Consider the following 15,886-nt stretch of genomic DNA (forward strand, 5'->3'; position numbering starts at 1 on the left):
GCGTACGCTAAGGCAATCCTTACGTCACGCAATAGCACCCCGTATGAAAACTGCCTTAGTAATTGGCGCTACCGGCCTGGTGGGCGACTACCTGCTGCGCCAGCTGCTCTCCGACGACCAGTACGACAAGATTCACGTCTTCACACGCCGGCCCACGGGCTACTCCAATCCTGCTAAGCTGGAAGAGCACATCGTCGATTTCGACCGCCCCGCCGAGTGGCACGACCAGTTGCGCGGCGACGTGCTGTTCTCGTCCTTGGGTACTACCCTCAAGCAGGCCGGTAGCCAGGAGGCGCAGTATAAAGTGGATTACACTTACCAATACGAAGCCGCGGCGGCCGCGGCTCGCAATGGCGTGCCCGCCTACGTGCTCGTTTCCTCCGCCGGCGCCGACCCCGATGCCTTCGTGTTTTACTCCCGCATGAAGGGCGAGTTGGAGCGCGACGTGGAAAAGCTACCGTTTCAGCGCATCCGGATTTTGCAGCCGGGTGTGTTGGCCGGGCCGCGTGAAGAAACGCGGCTGGGCGAAAAGGTAGGGGTAGTCCTGTCGTTGCTGCTCAGTCAGTTGCCAGGCTTGCACCAGTACCGACCCTACCACGGCCGGGTAGTAGCACAAGCCATGCGCGCCGCCGCCCACGACACCACGCCCGGCATTCGCATCAGCACGCTGGGGCAGGTGTTTGAGGAGATAGGGGAGTAGGAGTCCACAAATATTGTCATCCTGAACGCAACGGAGCGGAGTGAAGGACCTTATGTTCGCAGAACGAGTCGTTTTTACGATTATCGTTTTCGCGTGAGAAGGTCCTTCACTCCGCTCCGCTGCGTTCAGGATGACAAACGGTTTTTAACTCAAAGCGCCTTCTGCACGGCAGCCGTCAGCTCGGCTTGGGTCAGTTCCTTTTCAAACGTAGCGCGCTGGTTCTTTTTGTTGTTGACAATCAGCGTATACGGAATAGCGCCTGACCACTTTTTGTCCAGCTTGGTTAGCCAGTCGTTCGGGTCTGGCTCGTTCATCAACAGCACTTCCGATTTCAATCCGCGCTTCTGCACGAAGGGCACTACCTTCTTGTCGAGCAGGGTAGGCGTGTCCATGCTCACTAGCAGCACCTTCACCTTTTTGTTGGCGTAGGTGGCGTTCAGCTGTTCGAAGTTGGGTAGCTCTTTGATGCAGGGGGCGCACCACGTGGCCCAGAAGTTCACTACGTAGGTGGTGTCGCTGGGCTGGGCGAGGCGTTTGGCCAGGTCGGCGTATTTGACGGGCTGTACCGTTTGAGCCGCCGCGAATGTTGCGGGCAGGAGCAGCAGACTGCTGAGAAAGAGTTGCGGGAGTTTCATGAGATGCTAAATGAAAAGACGCGGCTTTTGTTCCCAGTACGTGCGCGCCGTCTGCCGGTCCGACGCCGTAGGCGTCCGACCGGTTGTCGCGTGCGGCAGTTGAACGAACGGCCTGCTGACGTGGCAGACGGCGCGAACATCAGCAACGATACCGGTCGGACGCCTACGGCGTCGGACCGGCAGGCGACGTGTGAGTAGGTCCTGGTTCCGTAGGGGCGCCTTGCAGGCGCCCGTTGTTGAACGAACGTGGGCGTATTGTGTATCGTTAGCCATCGGTAATGCGCGAACAGTCGTAAATTTGACCAACAACGCCCGCAACGATGGGCGCCTGTAAGGCGCCCCTACGCAACTTTCGACCTTCTGCGCCGGTTTTCCTCTTATGAACAAGACGTATTCTCCCAGCCTTACCGAGTATAAGCGCCGCCTTAGCCGCGAAGTCAAGATTGGCGACGTGCCGGTGGGCGGCCTCAACCCCATCCGGGTGCAGAGCATGACCACCGTGGATACCATGGACACGCTGGGCTCGGTGGAGCAAACCCTGCGCATGGTGGAAGCCGGCTGCGAGTACGTCCGCATCACGGCGCCCAGCGTGAAGGAAGCCCAGAACCTGCTGGAAATTAAGAAGGAGCTACGCAAGCGCGGCTGCAACGTGCCCCTCATTGCCGACATCCACTTCACGCCCAATGCCGCTGAGCTGGCCGCCCGCATCGTGGAGAAAGTGCGCGTGAACCCCGGCAACTACGCCGACAAGAAGAAATTCGACATCATTGAGTACACCGACGCCAGCTACCAGGCCGAGGTAGAGCGCATCCGGGAGCGGTTCCGGCCGCTGGTGCAGATCTGCAAGCAGTACGGCACCGCCATGCGCATCGGTACCAACCACGGCTCGTTGTCCGACAGAATCCTAAGTCGTTATGGCGATACACCGCTGGGCATGGTAGAGTCGGCGCTAGAGTTTTTGCGGCTCTGCGAGGAGGAGAATTACTACGACGTGGTGCTGAGCATGAAGGCCAGCAACACGCAGGTGATGGTGCAGGCCTACCGCCTACTGGTGCAGAAGCTCGACGAGGAAGGCCTCCAGCCCTACCCCCTGCACCTGGGCGTGACGGAAGCGGGCGAGGCCGAAGACGGCCGCATCAAAAGTGCCGTGGGCATCGGTACGCTGCTGGAAGACGGCCTCGGCGACACCGTGCGCGTGTCGCTCACCGAAGCCCCCGAAGCCGAAGCTCCCGTTGCCAAAGCCCTGATTGACCGCTACACGCACCGCGCCGAAGAGGCCCGGCCTATCATAGCTGTTAGCTCTGAACTGATAGCTGATAGCTTTTCGTCGGCCGAAGCTAATAGCCAACAGCTACCAGCTAACAGCTCACCAATAAATCCTTTTCAGTACCACCGTCGCCAAACGCGTGAAGTAGGGAATTTAGGTAGCCAGAACGTGCCCCGCGTAGTGGTGGACTTCTCGCGGCTACCCTCGGTGGAATACGCCGACTTGCGCGCCGCTGGGCACCTGTATTCGGCCTTCTTGGACAAGTTTCAGATGAGCGACCTGGGCGCTGACTACCTCTATTCCGGCCAGCGCCCGGTGCCGTTTATGCTGCCCAACGGCCTCAAGGAAATCGTAGACTATACGGCCTGGTTGGATGCGGGCCGCCGACACGAGCACTACCCGCTGCTCACGCCCCAGGAGTACGCCGCCGCGGAGTTCAAGCACTCGGCCCTGAACTTCGTGCGCTGCGAGCTGGCTGCCCTCACGCCCGACCTACTGAACCAGCTGCGCCAGGACGAAACCGCCGCGCTCATCCTGCGCACCGACAACGCCCACGCCATGCCGGAAATCCGGCGGGCGTTCTTTGAGCTGCTGAACAAGGAGGTGAACAACCCGGTCATCATCCAGCGCCAGTTCCCAGAGCTCACGCCCGAGCAAACCCAGCTCTACGCCGCTACCGACGTAGGCGGCCTGCTCCTCGACGGCCTCGGCGACGGGGTGTTGCTTAGCACCGAGCTGCTGCCCGAGCGCCCAAAAGCCGAGTGGCTCACCACGCTCGATCAACTCAACCAACTCAGCTTCGGTATCTTGCAAGCGGCCCGCACCCGCATGAGCAAAACCGAGTACATCAGCTGCCCCAGCTGCGGCCGCACCCTGTTCGACCTGCAGGAAACCACCGCCATGATCCGCAAGCGCACCGACCACCTCAAGGGCGTAAAAATCGGCATCATGGGCTGCATCGTGAACGGCCCCGGCGAAATGGCCGACGCTGACTACGGCTACGTGGGGGTAGGCAAAGGCAAAATCGCCCTCTACCGCGGCCAGGAAGTTATCAAGAAATCAGTGCCGGAAGATCGGGCCGTGGATGAGCTGATTGAACTCATGCGCGAGGATGGACGCTGGATTGAGCCGGTGCTGGTGGAGGAGCCGGTAGGGGTGTAATCGAACACAAGATGGAACGAAACTATCAGGAAATAATAGCGCTAATTGAGCAAAATCCTGACGTCTTTGAGTTTGATATCTATGGTACTGGCACCTCAGACGAATGGATTGAGAAGGCGCAAAATCGTTTGCAAATAAAATTTCCCCCTTCTTATGTGTGGTGGCTAAAGAACTATGGGAGTGGTTATATTTATGGGGACGAAGTTTTTAGCATTTATGAAATGGATTCCGACACTATGTCCGGAGGAGACATTGTTGTGCAAAATGAAATCGAAAAGAATCACGGCTATTCCCGGCCAGACCGGTTAATATTCCTTCATAGTGATATTGACTTAGGCTTTTATTTCGACCTATCGACAATTAATGAGCAAATGGAATATCCAGTGTTCAACATGTTGACAGAAAAAAAATACGCGAATGACTTTCTTGATTTCCTGAAAAAGCGAGTTTTAGATAAATAATGGCTTATATAGTCACCGCTCCAGAAAAAACTGCCCAAACAATTCCAATTCCTCCCGCTCCCGCTGCACGTAGGCGCTGAAAAACGATTCTCCTACTTGCCGCTGCAACACCGAAATACCTACGTCAATCAGCCGCTGGCCATGAGTGGTGAGTAGGATATTGTCAAACCGCTCGCCTGGCAGGTTGGAGGGGCGCTGCAAGTCGCGGTGGACGAAGCCGGCGGCGTGCAGGGCGTGCAGCTCGTCGGTAAATACGTCTAGCCACAGTTCGCGCATTTCTACCTCGTAGGCGCGAAAGTCGAGCGGGTAGATGCGCTCCATTACCAGCATATCGGTATCTAGGGTAGGGTTGTATTCCAAGCGTTAGAACCGTACGACGAGGCTGTTTACCTCGTTGGCAAAGCGCATTTTCTTCGCTTCGGAGCCGATATCAGAGCGTGTATCGCCGCCGAACAGCTTGCCTACCTCTGTTTCGGAAAGGGCAATAACGGCGTTATTGGCGCCACGGGAGAGTTGGCGGGGGTAGTGTTTGGGTTCCATAGAAAGGCGATAAACAGGCTAAAAGTACGTGAAGCGTAAAGGCTTTCGTGTTGTACGCAGTAGAGACGCAATATTTCGTGTCTCGTCGTTGCGAATGTTGTTTAATCCGATTTGCTATAGTCGTTCAACGACGAGACACAGCATGTTGTATTTCTGCTCTAAGTTTTAACCCAAATCCTATGAGCCTGTCTTCTATTAGCTGCTTGCATGACAATGTCGTAGAATATTTTAATTTCGATTCTAGCCGTAGTCGTCTAGTAATTAGTGTTTGGGAGAATTTAGTAATTGAACCAGGGTTAATTCAAAGGCAATTGATTATTTCAGGAATTAGTAACACAAAGGATATTGAGCAGTTTCAGCAGCAGATAGCCCTTATTCTGCATAAGTCAAAAAGGACAGAACTTAGTTATCGGGTGGATGAATTTAGGTACTGCGACTTTCCTAAATCAGTAACGGGAAATTTACACTTGCTATTAAGTATCGATCATTTAGGGATATTGAGGATAAATTGCAAGAAGCTCACTATCCAAACTGTTGAATAATGGTTTGTTAAAACATCCGCACCCCTCAACCGTCTACCCAGCCATGAAACTACGCGTCATCCTAACGGGCGCTACCGGCATGGTAGGCGAGGGCGTCCTGATTGAGTGCCTGAATCACCCGGAGGTGGAGCAAGTGCTATCCGTGAGCCGCCGGGCCAGCGGCGTGCAGCACCCCAAGCTGCGGGAGATTGTGCACGAGAACTTCCTGGACCTCATGCCCATTCAGGAACAGCTGGCGGGCTACAACGCCTGCTTTTTCTGCTTGGGTGTGTCGTCGGTGGGGCTGAAGGAGCCGCAGTACCGCCGCCTCACCTACGACCTTACCCTGCACTTCGCCCAGACGCTGCTGCCCCGCAACCCTGATATGACGTTCTGCTACGTCTCCGGCGCTGGTACCGACAGTACGGAAAAAGGCCGGCTGATGTGGGCCCGCGTGAAGGGCAAAACCGAAAACGACCTGCTCCACCTAGGCTTCCAGGATGCCTATATGTTTCGGCCTGGGTTTATGCGCGCCACGCCGGGGCAGCAGCGCTTGAAAGGCTACTACCGGTTCATCGGGTGGCTCTACCCGGTGCTGCGGCGGCTGTTTCCCCGGTTCGTCTCCACGCTGCGGGAGGTAGCACAGGCCATGATGCACGTGGCCCAGCACGGCTCTGCGAAACACGTGCTGGAGGTATCGGATATCGTGAAGCTGGCGCGGGAGTAGGCTGCTGCGTTGCTCGTAGCAGCGCGCCGGGTTTAATTATCGGCGCTGTGAAACCCTACGCTACCACCAAGGAAGACTGCAAGAAAACAGCCGCCTACTTACACTTTTCTTTGCGTCGCGTGTCGATGATGTGGGCGATTTTCCAGCCGCCGGCCGCCAGCTTCACCAGCTGAAACGAGTTGTAGCCGCAGTGGCTGAAGGTGCTACCCAAGTAGAACTCGTAGGGCGTCCACACACTGGCTAGGTTGGCATCCACGAGAACTTTGTCAAACGTGATGCGCTCATCCCATACCTGTTGGTGCGGGGTGCCCACCGCCTTCAGGAAGTCCGCGGGGCTTTCGGGCTGCACCTGTGTGGTGCCGCCGCGGTTGCTGATAGTGTGAAATACGGCCCCGGGGGCAATGGTGCTGCGTACCAGGGCGCTGTCGCCGGCCCGCATACCCGCGAAAAACGTTTGAATGGTGCGCTGTACGGCAGCCGCTTCGGCATCGGGGCGTTGTGCTACGGCCGGGCCGCTGGCTACTAGCAGGAGTGAAACGGCGGGTAGCAGAATGTTCATGGAGAGTGAAAAGCAGTGTAAAAGTTCGAGTAAACTAAATCATTCCGGGCGGGCTGGTGTTATCTTGCCGTACCCAATATCCATACTTCTATGCGTACGAAAGGCTTGTTTGATTTCGGTCCGGTATTCGGTTACTTTTTTCGGAAAAATGACCCCAACCGGAAGACCAACTTCAACCTGCGCACCATGCACTTCATCAATAAAGTGAGCATGGCTATGTTTCTGGTTGGTTTGATTGTGTTGCTTTACCGCTGGTTTATCCGCTAATAGGGTAGGGGCGCATTGTATGCGCCCTTTTTGTTGGTAGTTCTTTTGCGTTTTCACTTGCGCCTACGCGTTTCGGCCAGTTGCCAGGCGCGTGCCAGCGCTTTGCCATTATTCTTTCTGTCGTGAACATTGAAGAATTCCGCGACTATTGTCTCCTAAAACCGGGCGTAACGGAGGAGTTACCCTTCGGTCCCGAAACGCTGGTGTTTAAGGTAGGCGGCAAGGTCTTCGCCCTCACGCCTATCGAGACGTTTGCCAGCGTCAACCTGAAGTGCGACCCGGCCCGCGCCGTGGAGCTGCGCGAGCAACACGACTATGTGCTGCCCGGCTACCACATGAACAAGAAGCACTGGAACACCGTGCTGATTGGTACCGGCGCCAGCTATGCGCAACTGCACCAGTGGATAGACCATTCCTACGATCTGGTGCTGGCTTCGCTGCCTAAGGCGCAGCGGGCGGCTATTCTGCAAGAAGAAGCGGACGCTTAAACGCAGATCTTGGTTTTATAATAAGACTAAGACAGGAATTACGCAATTGGATCAGTAAGCGTATAGCCTGAGCTACGCAAGTAAGTGCGAATAGCCTCGCGTAGCAACTGTTTCTTGGCCTCATACCGGTTGCGTGCGGTCTACTAGCGTTGTCGTTCCAGATGCAGAAAGGCGCGTAGGGCACAGGTGATGTGGTTGCGCTGTGCTGTAGTGTAGCAGGCCGGACCTACGCTTTCTCACTGCTACAGCACTCACCGCTTGTAGCAGCCTGTCGCTCAGGCGTACTGGTATGGCTACTTTTTAGGTGCGCCAGCACAGTGCCCGCATGTGCTTCAGGTTCGTTAATGAGGCGTGCTAGCTGTCGAAAAGCACGCAACGCGGGGGTACCCTGCGTTGGTGCGCGGCCGTGAGCAGAGCACGGGAAAGATCATTCCGCCTACCACTTCCTTTAATAGTAGAGAAACGCATAGAATAGCCTACCGCAACTCTCACCTATAAAATGTGTGCAGAAATACTTTGAAATGCAAAGTACTCTGTATAAACTTGTGCCAGCAAGTCATTTTTCTGTTTCACATCATTTCATTTCTTCCCTATGCTACCTTCTTACGCTGTCTTTTCCAGTCACAGCCCACGCCTCTTATTGTCGTTTTTGGCTGCCGAGTAGTGGCTTATTTTTCGTTGAAGCGGGCTAGACGATGCCCCTATCACAAATGCCCGAAAATATGCGCGTGCCTGATTTATGAATCGATAATCAAGTAGTTTAAAATATGCCTTACTCCAAATCGTATCGACACTATATTTCGCTGGTCTTGCTCTTCGTGCCCCCCTTCTTGTTTGGCGTCTTATTGCTCGCCTTTCGAGGGAATGACCACTTGAGGATTGCCAACCACTTGCCCTATCTGCCGTGGCAGTTTCTGGTTGTTAGCGTTGCGGGTGGCATTGCCACCGTTGGCGGCGTGCTGGATTGGCGCTACCATCGCAACCCCCTCAACCTGAAGATTCCGAAGAAGGAGCGCGATGCGGAAGCCGCTGCGCTGGGGCTGGGGGGCGTGCCCATGTTTGCCCTCATGTGGCTGGCCATGATGCATCCCCGGCCCACGATGTGGCTGATTCCTATTCTAGTAGTGCTGATTTATACTGTGGTGGCCATCAGCTACGATGAGTTCGTGTTTCACATCAAGCGTTGCGGAAAGCTGGAAAACACCTACCACAGGATGCTCGTGTTTGGCAACGGGGTAGCCTGGCTGGCCTGGTTTCACTTTATTTTCTGTTAAGCTGATGACGGTCAAGTCCTTGCTCAGGCAAGGGGCCGCCCTGTTTGATCAGCAGCCCCGGCAGGTTCACCGCGTATTCTCCCCCCGCATCTTCGCGTTGGGGGCACAGTGGATGTTCAGCCGGCTGCGGGATAATGAACCGGATGCCCCTGCGGGGTTTGATGCGGCTACGCCTTTCGGGTGGTATGGCTGCTTTAAATACGGCATCAGCTTATTAGCCTTCGTCGGTTCTTGGGTGGCGCTGGCCAACGTAAGCGTGCTGCTGACGCCGCTGGCGGTGCTGTTCTTCTACGTGGTGGAAGTGCATTTCCTGTTCCTGTTCCCCTTGCTGCTTGATCGGACGAAGCAGCCCCTTCTAACCAGCATCAAAGCCACGTACCGAGTAGGCCTCGTGCGGGCGCTGCTCGGGGTGCTGGCTATCGGCGGGTACATGCTTTCCGGGTTGCTGAACCGGCGTAATCCGTTGCGCAGATGGCACATTGGCTGTTTATCCGTTCTCCTCTGGTATCAAGATGAAGTTAGAAATCGGCTATAACCATGATTTTGAGGTGCGGAACGAAGTGTGCAGGACCACCAGTGGATGCGAGTTCACGGTGCTCTACCTCTCCGACTTGCACCTGACCCGGTTTAGCGGCCCTACCGTCCGGCGGCTTACGGATACCATCGCGCGGCTGAATCCTCGGGTGCTGCTGCTGGGCGGCGATTACGCGGATGGCCCGAAAGGATTCGCGTACTTCACCCAGCTGCTGGAAGCTGTTGCGGACCGGGAATACGTCTGTGTCATTCCAGGCAACCACGACGTGTTTTTCGGCGTGCAAAAGCTACGCAGGCTCGTTGAGGCGCACCACCTGGTGTGGCTGGCCGAGCAACCCGTTACCCTCTGTCTTGATGGCCACCGGGTTCAGATCACCAGCACCGTTGCGAGCGACCGGGCCGAAGCGGTGGACTTTCGGATCCTCTGCTTGCACAAGCCGGTCGATATAACGGCGGTAAGCCACCAGTACGACCTGGCGTTTGCCGGCCATTTGCACGGCTGCCAATTCGTGTTCTGGCAATCAGCCAAGGGCCTTTTTCCGGGTCGATTCTTCTACCGGTGGAACCGGCTCAAGGCCACGGTTGGCACCTGCCTGTACCTGATCAGCAAGGGCCTGGGCGACACGCTGCCCGTGCGCTACAACTGCAAAAGAGACGTCGTTTTCGTGACCGTCCAAGCGCTGCACACCTCACCTTCGTTAACCGCCCTATGAAATTTCTATTATCCATTGGTTTCGCCGCCGTGTACGGCTTGGTACTGCGGCTGTTATTCGTATCCGGGAACGACCTGCTGCAAGTCATGAGCGTCACGTTCCTGTTTCTGGTGCCCATGCTCATTGGGTTTTTGACCATCCTGCTAACGCCGGCAGAGAAAACCACGTCGGGTACGGCCGCCTTCTTCAAGCCCTGGCTAACCAGCCTGGTGCTGCTCGTCGTCACGATTATTTTCCAGATAGAGGGCACGATTTGCTGGATCATGGTTTTCCCCATTTTCGCGACGTTCGCGGGGCTGGGTGGTGTACTGGCGTTTAAGCTGCGCAAGTCCAGAACTACCGATGCTGGTAACAATTGGCAGAGGCCCAATACGTTAAATATGTCCCTGCTATTTGTGATGCCGCTTGCCCTGGGGCTTGTCGAAGGAGAGAAAGCCTCCGCGCCGCAGGAGTTAGTTATTCAGCGCGAGGTGACGATACCCGCGCCCACGGCAGCCGTCTGGCAGGCGCTGACAACCAGTCAGCGCGTGAGCCCACACAAGCGCCACACGTCGTTGGCTACCCTGCTAGGCTTTCCCAACCACGTGGCGACCACGCTGGATACGTTGGTGGTTGGCGGAAAACGCATGGCCTACTACGAAAAGGGCTTGTACTTTGAGGAGACGGTAAGCCAGTATCAACCGGAGCGCTTACTAGCCTTGCGCATCAACGCCAATCCCGACTCCATCCCGGCCGCAGTCATGGATGAGCATATTCTGATTGGCGGAAAACACCTCGATATTTTGGAGGACATCTACGAAGTGAAACCCCTGCCAAATGGTAGCACGCGGCTAACGCTGTCGAGCCGGTTTTACATCAACACGCCTTTCAACTGGTATGCCGGCGTGTGGGCGCACTACCTGATGGCCGATATCCTCCAGAGCGAGCTGGAATTGATAAAAAAGACGGCGTCGCCCCGCGCATGATGCCCGTGTGTGGTATACTGAAGCCAGCGGCAACATCTGCCTTTCAGTAGCTTTTGCCGTGGGTGAGTTGGAGCACCTGGGTAGTGAGCCCCGGGATGCGCTGTAGCACGCGAATAGCAAGCGTGGTGAGGGACGGACGGCCAAAAAACTGGTGAATGAGGCGGCCCGCCGTGATGCGCAGGCTCAGCAAGTGCCGCCACGCGTGGGTATACTGGCGTTCCAGTTCGGCCCGCGAAATCCGGCCGTCTAGGTACTCCATCAGCAGGCCGTGCAGCAAAAAGCTGGCATTCATGCCCATGCTCATGCCATTGCCGGCGAGCGGGGCAATGGTGCCCGCGGCATCGCCGAGCATGAGCACGTGCGCGTCCACGGTGGAGCGCTCCCGAAAGGTAATTTGGGAAATAACGATGGGCGGCGTGCCGGCGCGCTGGGCTTCCTGGAGGTAGGGGCGCAGCAGCGGGTTTTGCATCAGCACCTGGCGCTCCATCTCGGCTACGCTGTTGCCGTGGGCGCGCAGGTTGCGTACGTCGCTGATGTAGCTGCAATTGGTGAGCCCGCCGGGCACTGGAGAGAGGCCACAATAGCCATCCCGGAAATTGTGCATCTCCACCAAATCCTGGGGGAAATTGGCTTCCTGCAGGTGGTATTTGACGGCGACAAACTGGCGGCCCCGCCGGCTGGACTCTAAAAAGGGGCGGCTCAGCTTGCTGTCGAGGTTGGCATGCTTGCCCCAGGCCCCGCAGGCCGTGCGTGCCCGATAGGTAGCCCCACCCGCCACGGTGAGGGCAAACTGCTCGTCGGCAAATACCACGTCCGTTACCTTGGTGCCTTCCCGGATGGTGGCCCCGTGCTGCGCGGCCAGCCGGGCCAGCAGCTGGTCCAGCACGTAGCGGGTGATGCCCAGGCCGCCAATGTCGAGGGGGTGGTGCAGCGCCTCGCCCGTCGGCGACGACACCGTGAAGCGCGTCATTTTGGGCAGGTTCATTTCGGCCAGCGGCACCCCCAGCCGGCACAGAAAATCGTAGTTTTCCATCGAAATATACTCGCCGCACACGCGGTGAAACGGGTACGTTTCCTTCTCAAATAGCACCACGGTCCGCCCTGCCTGCGCCAGTTGCAACGCCAGCGTGAGGCCCGCCACGCCTCCTCCAATGATGGCGCAGTCGTAAAGGGCAAGGGCTGTTTCAGAAGCCGAACTGGTTGGGCTGGTAGGGAGGATGGACATGGGGTAGCCCGCTAGGTGAAGTTGAAAGGTTGATTAGGCTCGTGCTGGCTTGCGCAACACGCGGGCGGCGAAAAGCACGCCGGCCGCTACCAGACTGGTGTAGGCGGTGGCTTTCAGCCATTGGGGCACCAGCATGCCGTTTTCCTTCAGCACGGCGGCGGCGGCCGTTTCCTCTTTGTCGGCTATTTTCTGGTTGATCGTCTCGTAGCCTTGGGCCACGTAGGCCACGGCGCCGGCCAATGGCAGCAGGCCCAGGTAGGCGGCGTTGGGCAGTTTTTCGGTCTTGAACAGATAGGCGAAGCTGCCTAGCGCCAGCAAACCCGCGCCACCGGTCAGGGCCTGCGCTGCGCGCATGCTGCGGTGCAAGCCCAGGGCCACAATGGCCGTATGCAGGCCGGCGGCGCGGTCTTCGGGGTAGTCTTCGGCGTTGTTGAGCATGAGCACCCCTACCTGGAGCAGGCCGTAGGCGGCCGCCAGCGTGAGCACGGCCGGCTTGGGAAAGTGCGTTACCAAGCTGCTGGTGTAGGCCATCGGCCCGAAAAAGATAACGGCCCACTGCGCGGCCAGTTGCCACACTCCGCGCGACTTGAAGTGCAGGGGCCGCCACGAATACTGGAAGCCCAGCGCCCAGCCAATCACGGTGAGCGGCACGAACTGCCAGCGCCCGGTGTGCTGCGTCAGCCACACGCTGACCAGCACCGTACTCGCCACCGAAGCCCGCATCTGCCAGCGCACGCCCCCTTCCCCCAGCTCGAACACGGCATTGGACAGGTGGCTCTTATAGACGGCATCCACGCGGCGGTCGGCGTAGGCGTTGACCAAGTCGCCGAAGTTGAACAGCAAGTAGATACCGGCCAGCCCCACGTACAGCTCCGGCTTTTTCAGGAAGCTGAAATCGTCGGCACTAAGCAGGATTGGCACCAGGAAAATCGGAATTTCGGCAATCAGAAATTCGGTGCGCCGCAGCGTTTTGCTGTTTTTAAGGAATTGCGCCAAGCCCCGGTGCGCCGGCCGCGCCAGCAGGTTGATGCGCTGGATGTGCCGCTCGTTGGGGTTGAGAAAGGCGTCGCGCCCGTGCAGCAGAACGTGGTTGTCGGCCAGTACGATGTCGTTATCGGCCCAGGTGTGAATGTAGAACACCTCCGGGGCGTAGAGGGCGGCTTGCAATTCGGCTATAAGGTCGGCTTGCTGGGTTGGCGTGGCGTCCAGCACCTCCACGCTCACGGGGTTCAGGTCGTGCACCGGCTCGGCAAAGCGCAGGGTGGTTTCGCCGGTAACGGGGTGGGGCTGCACCAAGCGCTGGGTGAGGGTGCCGCCGTAGTGCACAATTTTCTCGGTGCGGTAGCGCAGCGTGGCTTTTTCCCAGCGGGCCCGTTGGGCGGCGGTAGCGCGGGCCAGCGCCCGGCCGGTATCGGCGAAGGTGGTGCCGCCCCGGTCCTCGGCCCGCGGCGCTTTCACGCACTGAAAGAAAATCAGGTAGGGAATGCGGCCCACAAAGGCGCCATCCCAGTGCAGCGGCACGGCGCTGGGCGTGTAGAGGTAGTTTTTGGCGTCGGGCTTCACCTTCAGCTCGTTGATGGCCCCGAATGGCCACTGGAGCGGCTCGCCCAGTTGCTGGGCGTAGAGGGCAAACTGCGTTTTGTCGAACAGCTCGAACCCGCGAAAAATGAGAATCCGGTGCGCCTGCACCCATTCCGTGATCTGGTCGGCGGAAATACTGGCAATGGTGTGGCCCGGTTCGGTAGCCCGCACGAGCAAGCCGAAGGGCGCTTGGGGTTCGAGGGAGTAGGCTGGCGTAGAAGTAGAAGCCATAGGATACAGGAAAATAAAAGTAGCACCCCAGCACCCAGCACCCAGCACCCGCAGCAAAGGTGCAAGGCTGCCGCGTGCGAATAGGTTAGTAATTCGGACGAGTTTGTGAAGAATTTGGGCTGGCTACAAAGTGACTGGGGTGCCCGTCTTTTGCCACCAGTTGCGCACCGGATTCTTCGGCTTGGTAGCGCTTCATCAGCACGTAGTCGTTGTCGCGCAGCAGCACCACGCCGTGCCAGGGGGTAAGCCAGTCGTCGGCGGCGCGCGTGATGCGCAGGCCGATTTTGTCGGAATGCGGGTGCTGGGGGTGGATGCTCAGGCGCACGGCGTGCGGAAACTCCTGGGCCAGCAGCCGCGTCCAGGCGTTGCTGCGGCGGATGACTTCGTAGGCCACTTCCTTGCTTTCCTCTTTCACCCGGCTCTTGCTTTTTTCGGGGGCCAGCGCCAGGCCATCTTCCGACACAAAGCGGTGAATGCCATTGAACAGGGCGCGGTGATGGTCCGTGTCGCGCACGCGGGCTTTGAGCTCGTCCAGGGGCTCGCCGTAGCGGGCAACAATCCAGGCGCGGGCCTCATCAAACGAGTTGGTAGCCAGCAGGTCTTCCAGGTTGAGTACGTCCAGATCCGGGGTGCCCAGGTGCTGCAGCTGCTGTTTCAGCGCCTCGTTGTAGGCCGATACGTCCGCGTCGCTCACTTGCACCAGGTCGGCAAACACGCGCCCGTCGGCGCAGATGCTGAGGCGGGCGCCCGGCGCGTACACCTGCCGGATGTCGTCGCAGAGACTCTGCAAAAACGTCAACGCTATTTCCTCGCCCAAATCGGGCAGCTTGCCCAGCACTTTGTGCGGGTTCGGCGACTTGGCGGGAAACGCGGGCAAAATCAGGTGAATAGGCAGGTTCTGGCTGATGTAGTACTGCAATTTGGGCAGTTGCAGGGCAATGCTCTGCTCGTCAACTGTGGCGGGGTCGTCCGGGCCGGTTCGCAGCGTCTTGCGGTGTCGCAGTACCAGCTTGGCCACGCGACGGGCCACCTCAAAATCCACCGCCGGGGCCACGTGCGTAAACTGCGCCAGTACCGGGCTTATCTGCCCGAGCAAGAAGGGCCCGAGTAGGGTGGAAAGGTGGGGCGTCGTCAGGGCCAGGCCGGTGCTCAAGAGTTCCAGCAGCTGGTCGGTGGCTTGCCCCTGAGCGGAGCGGTCGAGCAGGCGCAAGCCCAGCACGCCCCAGTGGACGGCGTACAGCGTCTGCGCCAGCTGCATGATCAGGGCGTCGTCGGCGGGCGCGTCGGCGGCCCCGCGCACCACGATTTCGCAGAGGGCCAGCCCGCGCAGCCGGATGTTTTCCGTGGCGGGGCTTAGCACGCCGGTGGGTGCGTCGGCGTCGAGCAAGGTGGCCAGCTGCGAACGGAGCAGTTGGTAGTGCGGGGCCAGCAGCGCCAGCTTGGTGTGCAGCAGCGCCTGAAAGCGCCGGGCCAGCGGACCGGCCGGCAGGTCGGGCACGCCGGCTTCCAGTGCATCGTGCACCCGCTGGTAGAGGCCCAGCACAAAGTCGTCTTTAGAACCGAAATGCCGGTAGACCTCGGATAAGGGCTGCCCGGCCGCCGCTGCAATATCGGCCACGGAAACAGTTGGGTAACCCTGCGTCTCGAAAAGGCGCAGGCCGGTGTCGAGCAGGTGCCAGCGGGTGGTGGGGGCAGAAAAAACAGAGGCGGAGGGGGTAGCCATCGAAAGCGAGTGAAGAAGGGACGCGCGGCCGTTGAGCCTGGCGGGCGAAAGGTAGCACTGCGGCGGGAGAAGCCTTGCGCGGAGAAGTCCAATAATAATGCTGGATCATCCTTCTGCGGTGATTTAGTTTCGCTTCACCAAGCTCGTTTCAAGTGAGCTGAGGGTAGGAGCCCAAGCGCGTTAGGGTAAATCCTACCTAGCAGCGTGGCAAGACCGACGCACTGTGGTGGGTTACCTCTACCAGCCTACCGGTATATAGAGTACGGGCGTTGCTTCCCGTAGCCGTTGCCTCTCCTGGGCCGATACCCTTGGTA

General features: G+C 58.3%; 17 protein-coding genes and 1 pseudogene. 10 read left to right on the forward strand and 8 right to left on the reverse strand.

The window, feature by feature from the left end:
* The first annotated feature begins 43 nt into the window (after nucleotides 1-43).
* The gene (locus tag H8B15_RS10860) at nucleotides 44-700 is read left to right on the forward strand and encodes an NAD-dependent epimerase/dehydratase family protein (RefSeq protein WP_187319712.1); all 657 of its coding nucleotides are present in this window, start codon (nucleotides 44-46) and stop codon (nucleotides 698-700) included.
* Between the two features lie 149 nt (nucleotides 701-849).
* Here the strand turns inward: H8B15_RS10860 and H8B15_RS10865 are convergent, their stop codons facing one another.
* Nucleotides 850-1,335, reverse strand: coding sequence for a TlpA family protein disulfide reductase (locus H8B15_RS10865; protein WP_187319713.1), 486 nt, complete (start codon nucleotides 1,333-1,335; stop codon nucleotides 850-852).
* Between the two features lie 379 nt (nucleotides 1,336-1,714).
* Between H8B15_RS10865 and ispG the strand changes: the two genes are divergently transcribed.
* Together ispG and H8B15_RS10875 are read left to right on the forward strand one after the other, a co-directional pair.
* Nucleotides 1,715-3,763 carry a (E)-4-hydroxy-3-methylbut-2-enyl-diphosphate synthase gene (gene ispG, locus H8B15_RS10870; protein ID WP_187319714.1) on the forward strand — a complete coding sequence of 683 codons (2,049 nt, stop codon included), beginning with the start codon at nucleotides 1,715-1,717 and terminating at the stop codon, nucleotides 3,761-3,763.
* An 11-nt stretch (nucleotides 3,764-3,774) separates the two neighbouring features.
* Nucleotides 3,775-4,224 (forward strand): SMI1/KNR4 family protein, encoded by a 450-nt coding sequence (locus H8B15_RS10875; RefSeq protein WP_187319715.1) that lies wholly within the window; start codon nucleotides 3,775-3,777, stop codon nucleotides 4,222-4,224.
* A gap of 12 nt (nucleotides 4,225-4,236) precedes the next feature.
* Here H8B15_RS10875 and H8B15_RS10880 read toward each other — a convergent pair whose 3' ends face one another.
* Both H8B15_RS10880 and H8B15_RS10885 read right to left on the reverse strand, forming a co-directional pair.
* Nucleotides 4,237-4,584: a protein kinase family protein gene (locus H8B15_RS10880; RefSeq protein ID WP_187319716.1), complete on the reverse strand. Its 348-nt coding sequence runs from the start codon at nucleotides 4,582-4,584 to the stop codon at nucleotides 4,237-4,239.
* Nucleotides 4,585-4,587: 3 nt separating this feature from the next.
* Nucleotides 4,588-4,764 (reverse strand): hypothetical protein, encoded by a 177-nt coding sequence (locus tag H8B15_RS10885; protein ID WP_187319717.1) that lies wholly within the window; start codon nucleotides 4,762-4,764, stop codon nucleotides 4,588-4,590.
* A gap of 585 nt (nucleotides 4,765-5,349) precedes the next feature.
* On the opposite strand from H8B15_RS10885, the gene H8B15_RS10890 reads away from it, so the two are divergent.
* Nucleotides 5,350-6,012, forward strand: a complete 663-nt coding sequence (locus H8B15_RS10890; protein WP_187319718.1) for a Rossmann-fold NAD(P)-binding domain-containing protein — start codon at nucleotides 5,350-5,352, stop codon at nucleotides 6,010-6,012.
* Nucleotides 6,013-6,106: 94 nt separating this feature from the next.
* Here the strand turns inward: H8B15_RS10890 and H8B15_RS10895 are convergent, their stop codons facing one another.
* Entirely contained in the window at nucleotides 6,107-6,571 is a 465-nt protein-coding gene (locus H8B15_RS10895) for a Cif family virulence factor (RefSeq protein ID WP_187319719.1), read from the reverse strand.
* A 90-nt stretch (nucleotides 6,572-6,661) separates the two neighbouring features.
* Between H8B15_RS10895 and H8B15_RS10900 the strand changes: the two genes are divergently transcribed.
* A complete protein-coding gene (locus H8B15_RS10900) occupies nucleotides 6,662-6,838 on the forward strand; it encodes a DUF6728 family protein (protein ID WP_187319720.1) in 177 nt (58 codons plus the stop codon).
* A 122-nt stretch (nucleotides 6,839-6,960) separates the two neighbouring features.
* Complete coding sequence (locus tag H8B15_RS10905; protein WP_187319721.1) at nucleotides 6,961-7,326, forward strand: MmcQ/YjbR family DNA-binding protein; 366 nt, start codon at nucleotides 6,961-6,963, stop codon at nucleotides 7,324-7,326.
* A 38-nt stretch (nucleotides 7,327-7,364) separates the two neighbouring features.
* Here H8B15_RS10905 and H8B15_RS21390 read toward each other — a convergent pair.
* Nucleotides 7,365-7,532, reverse strand: a pseudogene (locus H8B15_RS21390) (IS701 family transposase); the annotation flags it as partial.
* A gap of 684 nt (nucleotides 7,533-8,216) precedes the next feature.
* On the opposite strand from H8B15_RS21390, the gene H8B15_RS10910 reads away from it, so the two are divergent.
* From H8B15_RS10910 to H8B15_RS10925, 4 genes are read left to right on the forward strand one after another with little or no spacing between them, the layout of a single operon-like run.
* Complete coding sequence (locus tag H8B15_RS10910; protein WP_246455396.1) at nucleotides 8,217-8,600, forward strand: hypothetical protein; 384 nt, start codon at nucleotides 8,217-8,219, stop codon at nucleotides 8,598-8,600.
* 4 nt (nucleotides 8,601-8,604) lie between these two features.
* The gene (locus tag H8B15_RS10915; RefSeq protein WP_187319722.1) at nucleotides 8,605-9,135 is read left to right on the forward strand and encodes a hypothetical protein; all 531 of its coding nucleotides are present in this window, start codon (nucleotides 8,605-8,607) and stop codon (nucleotides 9,133-9,135) included.
* Nucleotides 9,113-9,847: a metallophosphoesterase gene (locus H8B15_RS10920; RefSeq protein WP_187319723.1), complete on the forward strand. Its 735-nt coding sequence runs from the start codon at nucleotides 9,113-9,115 to the stop codon at nucleotides 9,845-9,847. The genes H8B15_RS10915 and H8B15_RS10920 overlap by 23 nt, the downstream gene beginning before the upstream one ends.
* The gene (locus tag H8B15_RS10925; RefSeq protein WP_187319724.1) at nucleotides 9,844-10,812 is read left to right on the forward strand and encodes an SRPBCC family protein; all 969 of its coding nucleotides are present in this window, start codon (nucleotides 9,844-9,846) and stop codon (nucleotides 10,810-10,812) included. Before H8B15_RS10920 ends, H8B15_RS10925 begins: the two co-directional genes overlap by 4 nt.
* Nucleotides 10,813-10,855: 43 nt before the next feature.
* Here H8B15_RS10925 and H8B15_RS10930 read toward each other — a convergent pair whose 3' ends face one another.
* From H8B15_RS10930 to H8B15_RS10940, 3 genes are all read right to left on the reverse strand, one after another.
* Complete coding sequence (locus tag H8B15_RS10930; RefSeq protein WP_187319725.1) at nucleotides 10,856-12,037, reverse strand: NAD(P)/FAD-dependent oxidoreductase; 1,182 nt, start codon at nucleotides 12,035-12,037, stop codon at nucleotides 10,856-10,858.
* 33 nt (nucleotides 12,038-12,070) lie between these two features.
* The gene (locus H8B15_RS10935; RefSeq protein ID WP_187319726.1) at nucleotides 12,071-13,849 is read right to left on the reverse strand and encodes a TauD/TfdA family dioxygenase; all 1,779 of its coding nucleotides are present in this window, start codon (nucleotides 13,847-13,849) and stop codon (nucleotides 12,071-12,073) included.
* A gap of 85 nt (nucleotides 13,850-13,934) precedes the next feature.
* On the reverse strand, nucleotides 13,935-15,572 hold the full coding sequence (locus H8B15_RS10940; protein ID WP_187319727.1) for an L-tyrosine/L-tryptophan isonitrile synthase family protein: 1,638 nt from the start codon (nucleotides 15,570-15,572) through the stop codon (nucleotides 13,935-13,937).
* Nucleotides 15,573-15,886: the final 314 nt, after the last annotated feature.

The organism is Hymenobacter citatus, assembly GCF_014333615.1.
In the GTDB taxonomy this organism is placed as follows: Bacteria; Bacteroidota; Bacteroidia; order Cytophagales; family Hymenobacteraceae; genus Hymenobacter; species Hymenobacter citatus.